Source organism: Deinococcus sp. (assembly GCF_025362455.1).
In the GTDB taxonomy this organism is placed as follows: Bacteria; Deinococcota; Deinococci; order Deinococcales; family Deinococcaceae; genus Deinococcus.
Genome location: NZ_JANYGJ010000258.1, coordinates 1 through 11,603, shown reverse-complemented (window position 1 = coordinate 11,603; position 11,603 = coordinate 1). Strand labels below are relative to the sequence as shown.

Below are 11,603 nucleotides of genomic sequence, written 5' to 3'. Positions count from 1 at the left end.
CAAATACGCCCGCAGCGCCTCCAGCTCGTCCTCTCGGCTGTGAAGTTGGCCGGAGCGCCTCAGTTCGGCCAGATGTGCCAGTGCCGCGCCGATGCCCGGTCCCGGCGCGGCGCCCAGGGCCAGCACGTCTTTGCCCGTCAGCGGCACATAGGCGCCCGGACGGAGCAGGCCGCGCAGCACGGCTTCCTGGCTGCCCGGCGCGGCGTAGTCGAAGCCCAGGGCGCGGGCGAGCAGCGCGGCGGGGCGCGGTCCCAGGGCCAGGCGCAGCTCCAGCCCCTGCGGATCAGGTGAGGCAGAGATGAGCGCCGCCGCGTACACCGCCTCGGCAGGGCGCTCCGGCAGCGCGTCGAGCGTCTCCAAGAGTGGGAGGGCGGCGGGCAACAGTTCCCCGGCGCCCCAGCTCTGCAATGTTCGCAATACCCGGCCCGGTTTCGGCTCGGCCAGCATCAGCCTCAGCTCGGCGTCCAGGCGGGGCGTCACGGCGGCCACCGCCAGGGCGTTCGGCACCTGGGCGAGCAGGTCGGGGTGAGCGTTCAGGTCCAGCCGGGCAGCCAGCCGGGCAGCGCGGACCAGCCGGGAAGCGTCGTCGGTCAGCGACTGGGCGTGAAGCGGGCGCAGCACCCGGCCACGCAGATCAGCCAGGCCGCCAAACGGGTCGCGCAACTCCGGGCCGTCGTCGCCGATGACCAGCGCCAGGGCATTCAGCGCAAAATCGCGCCGCCGCAAATCCTGCGAGAGCGTGCCCGGCCAGGGCAACGGCGAGGCGCCCGGCACGGGGTAGCGCTCCAGGCGGGCGCTGACTAGATCGGCGGCGCGGCCTTCCGGCAGGCTCCCATCTGGCAGACTCCCATCCGGCAGACTCAAGGTCGCGTTGCGGTAGGCCGGGTGGAAGACGAACGGCAGGCCGGTGGCGCGGGCCAGCGCCTCCACGTCCTCGCCCACCACCACGATGTCGAGGTCGAGCGGCGTGAGGCCGAGCAGGGCGTCGCGCACGGCGCCACCGACCAGGGCGAGCTGACCGTGTGTAGTCAGAGACGCGAGCCGGGTCAGCAGTTCGCGGTCCAGCTCACTCAGCGCGGCCCAGACCTGGGCGGCCAGCGCGGAGGGCAGCGGAAGCGCCAGGTCAGCCGGGGTCAGCAACGCAGCGAACTCGCCGCCTCGCCGCACGGCGACGGCGGGCACGTTCGGCAGCCAGCCGCGAGCGAGCTGCACCGACTCCGCCGCGCTGAAGACCGGCACCCAGACGGTCTCGGCAGCGTTCGGAACGAGCACTCCAGCCACCTTCTCACCGTCACGGGCCAGCACCACGTCCAGGTTCCACTCAAGCAGGAGTTCAGCCGCGCCCAATTCACCTTGCGGCGTCGGGGGCGGCCCAAGCGGGAGCAGTCGGGCGAGGCGCACCGTCACAGGGTCTCACAGCCGGATCGTCAGGGCAAGCTCGGCGCTCAGTCAATTGGTGCTCAGTGAACCGGTCCTCAGCGAGTGGGGACCGGCGTGGTCGTGAACGAACTCTGGTCGAGCGTCACGGTCACGCTGCGTTTCTGCCCGGCATTCACGACTTCGAGCTTCACCGTGTCGCCCACGGTCTTGGCGATGTACACGGCCTGGAGATCCTGCCTGCTGTCAACAGGGTTGCCGTCGGCGCTGACGATCACGTCGCCGCCCGCCGCCACCTGGCCACCGCCCACCGTTTCAGCCGTGCCGCCGCGCAGGCCCGCTGCCGCCGCCGGGGAACCGGGCAAGACCTTGCCGATCAGAAAACCGCTTTCAGGCAACTTGTAGCGCGTCCTGGCCTGACTCGACAGGGCGCTGGTGCCCACCTCGACCTTGAGGGCGCCGTTGCCGGTGTCCTGAAGGACGAATAGACCCGGCTCCACACCGATAGCTGGGGCCAATACGACGCCGCCGTTCGCCGCTTTGAGGCGTTCGAGCAGGTTTTTCGCCGTGTTGATGGGGATGGCAAACCCTACGCCCGCGCTCTGGCCCACGCCGCTCTGGGCGCCCGCCGGGCTGATGATCTGGGTGTTGATGCCGATAATGCGCCCGGTGGAGTCGAGCAAGGGGCCGCCGCTGTTGCCGGGGTTGATGGCCGCGTCGGTCTGAATGGCGTTCTGGGTGATGCCCTCGGCGCTGCGAGCCCCGGAGCTGAAGCCGATTGGAATCTGACGGGACGCGCTGCTGATGATGCCTTCCGTGACGCTGAAATCAAAGCCGAAGGGTGCGCCCATCGCCACGGTTTTCTGGCCGACTTCCAGGGCGGAGCTGTCGCCCAGCGGAATGGGTTTGATGAGCGCCTTGTCGATGTTTTCGGGCCGGATCAGCGCCAGGTCGTACTGCGGCGCCAGACCGATGATCCTGGCCTTGACCGGCGTTTTCTGGCCCTGAACCCGCACGGTGATGGTGGCGCCCAGCGTCTGACCGCTCTCGGTGACCACATGGAAATTGGTCAGGATGTCGCCCGCCGCATCGATAAAAAAGCCCGATCCCACGCCACCCTGACCGCCGCTCTGGCTGCCACTTTGACCGAACGGATCGGTGCTGGCAGGCGCCTGCACGCTGACATACACCAGCCCCGGCTCGTACTGCTTGACGATGGCGATGGTGTTGGCCTCGTTTTGCAGCTTGGCTCCGGCCTCGCCGAGCGGCTGCATGGCGCCGCCGGGCTTGAAGGTGGCGTCGATGGCGCTGGGGGTCAGCACCTGGGCTTGAGGTTGGGCTTGAGTTTGGGCGCTGCTGGTGGGTACGGCGCCGCGCAGGACGGTGGCGCCCAGGCCCAGCCCGATGACGGCGGCGGCGGCGACGATGACAGGAGTGGAGGATTTGCTCATGGCTGAACGTATTAGAGCAAGTCTGCCATGAAGTTCTGGTCAGGAATCATGAAGATCGTGCGAAGCCGCCGCCGCGTGAAGGCGCCTGTGTCTGCCGCTGCGTCTGCTTCTGCTTCTGCCTGTGCCCGCCCTTGAACGTGCCCGCGCCTGAACGTGCCCGCGCCGCCGTCTGCTACCCTGACGCTCATGATCGCCTACGCCGTCGAGCACGCCGTCAAGCTGGCCGCTGACGCCTTCGCCCACCAGGTCGCCAAGGCCATCTACGCCCACAGCGCCGTGCTGAGCGTGCGCCCACACGCCCACTGGAGCAGCGTCGCGGCGCGCATCGAGAGCCGGGTGCGCTGGGACGCGCCGGTCAGCGTGTTGCCCAGCGAACTCAAAGCCCTGGCCGAGAGCGCAGGCCGCGTGCTGAGCGGCATCGAGGAGGTGCTGCCAGCGCAGCCCCCCACCATACAGCCCCCCACCATACAGCCGCTGCCGGTGCAGCCCTGATGGCCCGCAAGCTGCGCCGCCCCGCCCACGACCCGATCCGGGCCACCAGCATGTGGCGCGTCGATCAGGTGTTTCTGAGCCGCAAGGGCCAGCGCGTGGAGGTGATCGCCAGCCTGGTCAACGATCAGGGCGGCCTGCGCAACCTGGTCACAGTGGCCCCCACCGACGACCCCGCCGAGGCCGTGCGCCACGCCGCCCGCTTCGTGGCTGGCAAGGGCAACGTGTACGAAGCCCGCAACGCCCGCGTTCGCTGGACCCGCGCCCAGTCGGCCACCGCCCAGGACGAACTGGTGCGCGACTTCGACCTTGAAGACGAGTTTTTAGACGCCTTTCTGGATACGCTGGGCGCGATTCGGGATCAGATGAGGTGAGGGGCTGACGCCCGGCTTGTGGCGCGTGGCTTGTGGGAACAAAAGGGGAGTGGGAAGTGGGTTGTAGGTTGTGGGAAAGGCGGATGGTACGCGGGAGGCGGTGCGCGGAGAGGGCGGAAAGTTGGAGGGCCTGAGCTGGCACTCACTGACCCTCTGCAAGCACTCGTCGTGAACGGAGCGGCCAGCGGGCAGGCGTCCCCAGGGGCGTCCGTTCTGCCCAAGAACGCGCCTGGGCACGCCACTCCTCTCCTTGAGGACGCCTGGCCGCTGGGGGGTGGGGGAGCCGACGCATTCGCCCAGTGCCGAAGCCTAGAGAAGCAAGCCAGCCGCCAACAACACATCCAGCCCTCAGCCCGCCGCCACCCGCCGCGCCGCGCCGCCCCGCCAGGCACTCAGCAGCAGCAGCAGGCTCAGCGCCGCGCAACCCCAGGCCAGCGGATCAAAGCCGTAGTGGCTCAGCAGCAGGCCACCGAAGAAGGTGCCGAAACCCGCGCTGAGGTAGGCCAGTGCGTCCACCTTGCCCTGGGCGCCCCGGTGCGCGACCAGGGCCTTGCTGCCCGCCAGAAAGCCCAGATTCCAGCCCAGACCCAGCAGGAACATGCTCGGCGCCAACCACAGCCGCCCCGACGGCGCACTGATCGCGGCGGCCAGCAGCAGCGCCGCGCCCAGGGCGTAGCCGAAGCGCACACCCAGACGGTCGATCAGCGGCCCGGTCAGCCAGCCGAAGCCGAACATCCCGGTGATGTGGATGGTGACCAGTCCGGCGATGGCCGGATGCTCCAGGCCCATGTGGTGCGCCCGCAGCGGCGTGAGGCTCATCAAAGTGACCATCAACCCCTGCGAGACGGCCACGGCCAGCGCGGCGGGCCAGACCTCCGGGTGGCTCAGCGGAACTTCGACCACTTCCGCAGTGGCCTGCGCCTGGGCCAGCGCCGGGCGCCACAGCGAGGTCAGGCCCGCGCCCAGCAGCAAAAAGACTGCCGCCAGGCCCCAGCCGATGATTTCTGCGGAGGTATTCAGGCCGCTCGCCGCCGTCGCCAGCGGGCCGCTCAGCGCCGTACTCAGGGCCGAACCGAGGACGGAAGCGAACATCATGGCGCCCAGCACCAGCCCGCGCTGCGCCGGGGCCGCGCTCTCGGCGGCGGCGTAGCGGGCCTGTTGATACCCGCCCTGCGACATGCCCACCAGGGCGGCGCCCAGCAAAAACACCAGCCAGTGAGCTTGCCAGGCGCCCCAGAAGCCCACCAGTGCCCCGACCACGCCCAGCAGGTAGGCCGTCACCAGCCCACGGCGGCGGCTGCGGAGCATCAGCAGCCCGAAAGCGCCCGCCGAGGCCGCCGCGCCCAGCGTCACCAGCGTGCTCGGCAGGCCGGAGAGCGCCTCGCGGCCCAGGCTACTCATCACCAGCGAGGCCAGCACCGTGCTGGCAGTGGTCGCGCCCGTCGCCAGCGACTGCGAGACGAACAGCGCCGCCAGGTTCCAGCGGGCGGCAGCCAGAGGCAGTGCAGGAGCCAGGGGCAGTGCAGGAGCCAGGTCAGCGTCAGGCAGATCGGTGGGCGCGAGCGACATGGGCAGACTGTAGCAGGGCAGGCTGTAGCGGCGCAGAGTCTAGGCGGCGCAGAGTCTGGCAACGCAGACTACAGCGGGGTGGTCGCGGGCGGCAGACTTACTGGCTGTGCAGGTAGCCCGCTACCGCGTCGGCAATCGCCTCGGCCACGCGGTCACGGTAGGCGGGCAGGGCCAGCTTGGAGCCTTCGGTGGGGCTCGTGCCGAAGCCGATCTCGGTCAGGATGGCGGGCGTGGTCGGGTCTTTGATGACCACGAAGGCGTCGGACTTGACGCCCCGGTTGGCGGCCCCGGTGCTGCTCAGCAGGCTGGACTGGACCTTGGCGGCCAGGTCGCGCGAGAAGGTCAGCTTGGCCTGCGCCACCAGGTCGCCGAGCAGGTTCTGGGCGGTGTTGCTGGCCCGCTTGGTGAGTTCTTCGCCCAGGCTGCCGCCGCCGTTTTCGGCCACCGCCAGGCTGCGGTTACTGCCGCCCATCGGCGCCCCGAAGTAGTAGGTTTCGATGCCGGTGGCGCTGGCCGGGCCGGAGTTGACGTGGATGCTGATAAAGGCCCCGATCTTGCTGTTGTCGGCGAGGTGGGAGCGGGCGTACAGGTCCGAGGCCCAGTCAACCTTGAGCTGGGTGTCGCTCTGGCGGGTCATGACGACGCTGATTCCGTGCGCCTGGAGCTTTTCGCGCACCCGCAGCGCCACGTCCAGCGTCACGTCCTTTTCCACGACCCAGCGGCTGACCATGCCCGGAAACACGCCGCCGTGCCCCGGATCGATCACCACCGTGACCGGCCCCCGGACCGAGGCAGGCCGCACCACCGGTCTCGGCGCCAGCTTGGCTGCCGGGCGAACGGTCCTGAGCTGGGCGAGCGGCTTTTGCACTGCCGGTTTCTGGGCGGCTGGTTTCTGGGTCACTGGTTTTTGGGCGGCTGGTTTCTGGGCGGCTGGTTTCTGGACCGCTCCTCTGGGCACGTCCACCACCAGCCGGGCGGGCAGTTTGCCGCTGGCGGGCAATATCTGGGCTTTGGGCTGGCCGCCGCCGCTCAGGGTCAGGGTCAGGCGCCGCCCAGCGGTCTGGTAACGGCTGACACCCGGCGCACTGAGGCTGCCGGACGCCGAGCTGACCGGGCGGCTCAGGTCCACGGTGAACTGCTGCCCACCAACCCCAGACTTCAGGGTATTGGTTCCGCCCTGAGCGGCAGGGAGACCGAAAACCAGGCGGGTGTAGCCGTCGTGCTGGCCCACACGGGGCGCGTTCCCTGCCGCCAGGGTCAGCGAAACGCCGCACAACACGGCAACGGCCACACTCAGAATCGGTAAACGCCTCACTAGGTCTGCACTGTAACCCGCCCAGATGAACAAAAGTATGAATTTCCCGCTGCCTGGATCGGCCAGCACCGCCCAGACAGCCGACTGGACGCTCGTCGGGCGCCTGCTAGGCTGAGGATATGAACCACCCTCCCATGCCTGCAAGACTGCTTTCCGCCTCGCTGATTTGCGCCTCGCTGCTGGCGGCGCTGCTGCTGGCACCCGCCGCGCTGGCTCAAACTCCCCCAACGCCGGTGACGACCCTCAGAGGGACGCTGACGTTGAAGGTGCCCGCCGGAGCGAAGACGCTGGTGATCGCCCGAAGCGGCTCGGAAGCAAAGCTGGTCGAGCTGCCCGGCGGCGCGACCCGGATCGTGTTGAGCCTGAATCTCAGACCCAAGCTGTACCGGGATTCGTATACGGTCAAAGGCGTGAGCGTCGGGGGAGCCGGGCTCAGGGAAACGCGAGGCAGCAGTGAAGGCGTCTACAGCAGCGACGGCAATTACGCCGTCAGCCCATTCAAGACCACCACCCTCAATCCGCCCTTGAACACCTGGACCACGCTGTGGCAGGGCACCCAGAAAAGTTCGACCTCTTTTTCGTTCTCTCTGAACGGCAAGAAGATGAGCGGCAGCGCCTCCCCCGACACTTTCAGGGTACAGGTGCTGTTCAGCACGCGCCCGGCGGGCAAGATAGACCCGAAGATTCAGCCGCCCAGACTTCCCTGAGCAGTCTCCCCTGAGCAGTCTCCCCTGACCAGACTGTACTGACCAGTCTGCCCTGACCAGACTGTACTGAGCCCCATCTCCGCTGACCCCACTGTGCTCCGGGCGCTAGACTCGGCAGCGTGATCGATCTGGTCGTGCAGAAAAAGCCGCCCGCCGGGTTGCGGGGCACGCTGCGCTCCTCGCTGGCGGCAGTCATGGACCATTTCGGCGTCTCAGACAAAACCGTGACGGTGGTGCTGGTCTCCGATAAGGCCATCCGGGCGCTCAAGCTTCAGCACTGGGGCGAGGACGCCGCCACCGACGTGCTGAGTTTTCCCACCTACGAGCCGGGCGACCCGTTCGTGCCGCCGCACCTGGGCGACATCATCATCAGCTTGGGCGCCGCCGCCGCGCAGGCCGCCGCACGCGGCCACAGCCTGGAGCGCGAGGTGGCGCTGCTGGCCAGCCACGGCCTGACCCATCTGGTCGGTCATGACCACCCCCACGCCGAGGGCCTGGGCTTCGAGGAAGGCGCCCAGGGGCCGGAGTGGCAGGTGTTTCACGACGCCTGGGCCGCCGGTCAGGGCACTCTGGCCGGGCATCCAGACGCGCCGTGAGCGGCCCTGAACCTTCTGCTGGACCTGCTGCCAAATCCTCGGCCTCGGCGCTGAGCTTCAGGCGCTGGTGGCGCTCGGCGCGTTTCGCACTCTGCGGCGTGCGCCACGTCTGGGCCACGCAAGCCAATTTCCGCATCGAGGTGGCGGCGGGCGCACTGGCCTGCGCTCTGGGGGCGCTGCTGCGCGTCCCGCTGGCTCCGATTCTGACGTGCTGCGCGTTGGTGCTCAGCCTGGAGGCGCTCAACACCGCCCTGGAAGCCCTGACCGATCTGGCCAGCCCGGAGTGGCACCTTCGGGCCAAAGTCGCCAAGGACGCGGCGGCGGGCGCCGTGCTGATCGCCAGCGCCCTGAGCGTGCTGGTCGGCGTGGCGGTGCTGGGTCCGGCCCTGTTCAGGGTGTTGGGGTGGCGGTGAGCGACAGGGCCTGACCGGCGACACTTGGGCGATTCTTGGGCAAGTTGTCACTGCACTTCTTACAGGCGGCCCGAACATGCTACACTGCCGCTCAGATGGACGAGCCTCCCAGTTTCGGTCACCCTGGTGGCCCTGGTGAAGGCCAGGCCGCGTCACCGTGCTTTGTAGCCGCTGGCCATGCGGCGCACGTTCTGGTGCGGAGTTGCCGTGTTGTCCAGCCTGATGCAGATGTAGGCGCAGGCTTGGATGCAGGTTTAGTTAAATACACAGGTTTAGTTGAAGACACAGCGGCGCGTCTGGTGGATATTGCCCCCGCGCCGTCTGAGGCGCTCAGGAGCGCGCCGCAAAGATGAATGACTGGCTTGGGGTCGTGGCCCTGTTCGTGTTGGTGCTGTTCAACGGCTATTTCGTGGCCGTGGAGTACGCCCTGGTGAGTGTGCGCCGCACCCGTATCGACCAGCTCGCCGACGAGGGCTCGGCAGCCGCCCGCACCGTGCAGCGCGTGCTGGGGAGACTAGACCAGTACATCGCGGCGGTGCAGCTCGGCGTCAGCATGATGAGCCTGCTGATCGGTTTTGTCGCCGAACCGGCCATCGAGCATCTGGTCCACCCGCTGCTGACCTCGGCGGGGCTGCCCGAAAGTTTCGTCAAGCCGGTGTCGTTCGCCATCGCCTTCATTCTCTCGACCACGCTGCACATCGTCTTCGGCGAGCTGGTGCCCAAATCGGCGGCCTTGCAGCGCAGCGACCGCATCGCCATGCTGTTCACGCCGCCGCTGGTGGTCTTCACGACGGTGTTCAGGCCGGTGATCTACCTGCTCAACGCCTTCGGGCGGGTGGTGCTGCGCGTGCTGGGCTTCAAACCGGTAGCGGGGCACCACACCGCCCACTCCGAAGAGGAGATTCGCATGATCGTCTCGGCCAGTTCGCAAGAAGGCGTGCTGGAAGACGACGAAAAGGAACTGGTCTACAACGTCTTCGACCTCTCCGACACGCTGGTGCGCAGTGTGCTGACCCCACGCGGCGACATGGTGGTGGTCGACGCCGCAGCCAACATCCGGCGCCTGCTCGAACTCAACACCGAGCACGGCTACTCGCGGGTGCCGGTCTACCAGGACAGCCCTGACCGGATCGTGGGCGTGGCGCACACGGGCGATCTGCTCCAGCAGCTTGAGCACCTCGACACCATGACCATCGCCGAGCTGATGCGCCCCACCTTTTTCGTGCCCGAAAGCATGAGCATCAAAGACCTGCTGACCAAGATGCGCCAGCGCAAATCACACCTGGCCATCGTGGTCGACGAGTTCGGCGGCACCTCCGGGCTGGTCACCCTCGAAGACGCGCTCGAAGAGATCGTGGGCGAAATCTACGACGAGACCGACGAGGAGGAAGAGCCGCTGGTGCAGTCGCTGGGCAGCGGCATCTACCTGATGGACGGCTCGGTGACGGTGGGCGAGGCCGAGGGCTACCTCGACACCAACCTGGCCGACGAGGAAGGCGAATTCGAGACGCTGGGCGGCTTCATGACCAACCACTTCGGTGATATTCCCGTTGTGGGGGCCGACTTTCTGCACGAGGGCTGGGTCTTTTCAGTAGAGGAAGCCGACGAGCGCCGGGTCGGCAAGGTGCGGGTCAGCCGCGCCAGCAACGACGAACTGGGCGCCGCCCTGGCCTGAGCTGGACACAAGTCGACTGCCACAAGTCGGCGGCCACAGGTCAACCTCCGAGGAATTCTGAATGACACAGCAACAGACACCAGCGTCCACGACCATCGACCCTGAACTCCTGAGCGCCGCCCGTCAGGCTTTTGCCAACGCCTACGCCCCCTACAGCGCGTTCCAGGTCGGCGCGGCGCTGCGGGGCATCAGTGGGCGCATTTACAGCGGGGCCAACGTGGAAAACGCCAGCTACGGCCTGGGCCGCTGCGCGGAACAGTCGGCCATTCAGGCGATGGCCAGCGCGGGTGAGCGCGGCTTCACCGCCCTGGTGGTGTACACCGAGGCGTCGCCGCCTGCCAGCCCCTGCGGCGCCTGCCGCCAGATCCTGTTCGAGTTCAGCCCCGAAGCCAGCGTCGTCTGCGTCAACGCCCAGGGGGAGAGCGTCACCGGGAGCGTCGCCGACTTTCTGCCGCACGGCTTCCGGCTGGAACACGGCTGATTTACCGTTCCTGTGCCGCCTGCGTGGCCAGACCGGCCAGATGAGCGCCGAACTCCCGTCATTCGGGTATTACCGACTTGCAACACAGGTTCCTTCACGACCTGACTTTTCGGCTTCATTTCATCTGTTTACAGGCCACCAGACGCCAAACTGAAACGGCCTGGCACACCGGCCTTGCGGCAAGGCGATGACCAGGTGGCAAGAAGTTTTTCACAAAACAGCCGGTGTGTTGTTATATAGCGCACTCCCGAACTCGGTGAGAAAAACGCCGATTCTGAAAGACTACTGCACATCTCCGTTTGCTCAAATGTCGGTGTGTCCAAAACCCTGCTTCTGCGTTCGCTGACCCTGCTGACCCTCGGCGTCAGCCTGTCGGCCTGCACCACCCTGCCCACCCCCAAGGCTGCGCCCGCTTCAACCAGCACCTCACCGGCCATCACCGAGACGGCGCTCAGCAGCGATTTCAGCGTCAGCACCGATCTGAGCAGCCAGGCCGTGGGCAAACAGATTACCCTGATCGCCGGACAGACCCAGCAGATCAATATCAGGGTCGGCGGCGCCCTAGCCACGCCCGGCCAGCTCACCTGGACGAGCAGCAACGCGGCCAGCGTCGGCGTGAGCCAGAGTGGTCTGGTCAGCGCCGTGAAGGCGGGCAACAGCGTGGTGCGGGCCACGCTGAAAGCCTCGCCCAGCGCCTTCATCGACTTTCCCGTGACGGTCACGGTGCCCGGCGTCCCAGCGCCCGCACCAGCACCTACCCCTGCACCTGCACCAGCACCTGCACCAGCACCCGCCCCGGCGCCTGCTCCGGCCCCGGCGCCCGGCACCAGCGCCTACGCCCAGAGCGTGTTGAGCCTGACCAACGCGGCCCGCGCCGTGGCCCGGAGCTGCGGAAGTGCCGCCTACGCCGCCGCTGGACCGCTGAGCCTCAACGCTCAGCTCGGCGCCGCCGCGCAGAGCCACGCCGCCGACATGGCTGCCAAAAACTACTTCGACCACACCAGCCAGGACGGACGCACCTTCGATGCCCGCATCAATGCCACCGGCTACGCCTGGAGCACCCTGGGCGAGAACATCGCCGCCGGGCAGCCGACGCCCGAAGCTGTCGTGGCCGGTTGGATCGCCTCGCCGGGCCACTGCGCCAACATCATGAACG

At 67.8% G+C, this 11,603-nt stretch carries 12 protein-coding genes; 8 read left to right on the top strand and 4 right to left on the bottom strand.

Annotated elements, in window-relative coordinates; all coding sequences use genetic code 11:
- Together Q0R23_RS17760 and Q0R23_RS17755 are read right to left on the bottom strand one after the other, a co-directional pair.
- Positions 1 to 1,407, bottom strand: a 1,407-nt coding sequence (locus tag Q0R23_RS17760; protein WP_293915223.1) for a hypothetical protein, incomplete at its 3' end; no start/stop codon positions are given.
- Between the two features lie 68 nt (positions 1,408 to 1,475).
- Positions 1,476 to 2,828: a trypsin-like peptidase domain-containing protein gene (locus tag Q0R23_RS17755; protein WP_293915222.1), complete on the bottom strand. Its 1,353-nt coding sequence runs from the start codon at positions 2,826 to 2,828 to the stop codon at positions 1,476 to 1,478.
- 186 nt (positions 2,829 to 3,014) lie between these two features.
- Here Q0R23_RS17755 and Q0R23_RS17750 point away from each other — a divergent pair, with 186 nt between their 5' ends.
- Both Q0R23_RS17750 and Q0R23_RS17745 read left to right on the top strand, forming a co-directional pair.
- On the top strand, positions 3,015 to 3,320 hold the full coding sequence (locus tag Q0R23_RS17750; RefSeq protein WP_293915221.1) for a hypothetical protein: 306 nt from the start codon (positions 3,015 to 3,017) through the stop codon (positions 3,318 to 3,320).
- The gene (locus Q0R23_RS17745) at positions 3,320 to 3,691 is read left to right on the top strand and encodes a hypothetical protein (protein WP_293915219.1); all 372 of its coding nucleotides are present in this window, start codon (positions 3,320 to 3,322) and stop codon (positions 3,689 to 3,691) included. Before Q0R23_RS17750 ends, Q0R23_RS17745 begins: the two co-directional genes overlap by 1 nt.
- A gap of 348 nt (positions 3,692 to 4,039) precedes the next feature.
- On the opposite strand, the gene Q0R23_RS17740 is transcribed toward Q0R23_RS17745, so the two are convergent.
- Both Q0R23_RS17740 and Q0R23_RS17735 read right to left on the bottom strand, forming a co-directional pair.
- Positions 4,040 to 5,260 carry an MFS transporter gene (locus Q0R23_RS17740; RefSeq protein WP_293915217.1) on the bottom strand — a complete coding sequence of 407 codons (1,221 nt, stop codon included), beginning with the start codon at positions 5,258 to 5,260 and terminating at the stop codon, positions 4,040 to 4,042.
- A 97-nt stretch (positions 5,261 to 5,357) separates the two neighbouring features.
- The gene (locus Q0R23_RS17735; protein ID WP_293915215.1) at positions 5,358 to 6,575 is read right to left on the bottom strand and encodes an N-acetylmuramoyl-L-alanine amidase; all 1,218 of its coding nucleotides are present in this window, start codon (positions 6,573 to 6,575) and stop codon (positions 5,358 to 5,360) included.
- Between the two features lie 119 nt (positions 6,576 to 6,694).
- On the opposite strand from Q0R23_RS17735, the gene Q0R23_RS17730 reads away from it, so the two are divergent.
- The 6 genes from Q0R23_RS17730 to Q0R23_RS17705 all read left to right on the top strand — a co-directional run.
- Positions 6,695 to 7,282: a hypothetical protein gene (locus Q0R23_RS17730; protein WP_293915213.1), complete on the top strand. Its 588-nt coding sequence runs from the start codon at positions 6,695 to 6,697 to the stop codon at positions 7,280 to 7,282.
- A gap of 119 nt (positions 7,283 to 7,401) precedes the next feature.
- Positions 7,402 to 7,878: an rRNA maturation RNase YbeY gene (gene ybeY / locus Q0R23_RS17725; protein WP_293915211.1), complete on the top strand. Its 477-nt coding sequence runs from the start codon at positions 7,402 to 7,404 to the stop codon at positions 7,876 to 7,878.
- On the top strand, positions 7,875 to 8,291 hold the full coding sequence (locus tag Q0R23_RS17720) for a diacylglycerol kinase family protein (RefSeq protein WP_293915209.1): 417 nt from the start codon (positions 7,875 to 7,877) through the stop codon (positions 8,289 to 8,291). The genes ybeY and Q0R23_RS17720 overlap by 4 nt, the downstream gene beginning before the upstream one ends.
- A gap of 349 nt (positions 8,292 to 8,640) precedes the next feature.
- A complete protein-coding gene (locus Q0R23_RS17715; RefSeq protein WP_293915207.1) occupies positions 8,641 to 9,966 on the top strand; it encodes a hemolysin family protein in 1,326 nt (441 codons plus the stop codon).
- A 61-nt stretch (positions 9,967 to 10,027) separates the two neighbouring features.
- Positions 10,028 to 10,447: a cytidine deaminase gene (cdd, locus tag Q0R23_RS17710; RefSeq protein ID WP_293915205.1), complete on the top strand. Its 420-nt coding sequence runs from the start codon at positions 10,028 to 10,030 to the stop codon at positions 10,445 to 10,447.
- A gap of 315 nt (positions 10,448 to 10,762) precedes the next feature.
- Positions 10,763 to 11,603: CAP domain-containing protein (locus Q0R23_RS17705; protein WP_293915203.1), on the top strand; the 841-nt coding region annotated here is incomplete at its 3' end.

Bases quoted from the DNA above. Each gene is read 5' to 3' on its own strand.
- Q0R23_RS17755 (WP_293915222.1), bottom strand. From the start codon at position 2,828: ATGAGCAAATCCTCCACTCCTGTCATCGTCGCCGCCGCCGCCGTCATC.
- Q0R23_RS17750 (WP_293915221.1), top strand. From the start codon at position 3,015: ATGATCGCCTACGCCGTCGAGCACGCCGTCAAGCTGGCCGCTGACGCC.
- Q0R23_RS17745 (WP_293915219.1), top strand. From the start codon at position 3,320: ATGGCCCGCAAGCTGCGCCGCCCCGCCCACGACCCGATCCGGGCCACC.
- Q0R23_RS17740 (WP_293915217.1), bottom strand. From the start codon at position 5,260: ATGTCGCTCGCGCCCACCGATCTGCCTGACGCTGACCTGGCTCCTGCA.
- Q0R23_RS17730 (WP_293915213.1), top strand. From the start codon at position 6,695: ATGAACCACCCTCCCATGCCTGCAAGACTGCTTTCCGCCTCGCTGATT.
- Q0R23_RS17715 (WP_293915207.1), top strand. From the start codon at position 8,641: ATGAATGACTGGCTTGGGGTCGTGGCCCTGTTCGTGTTGGTGCTGTTC.
- cdd (WP_293915205.1), top strand. From the start codon at position 10,028: ATGACACAGCAACAGACACCAGCGTCCACGACCATCGACCCTGAACTC.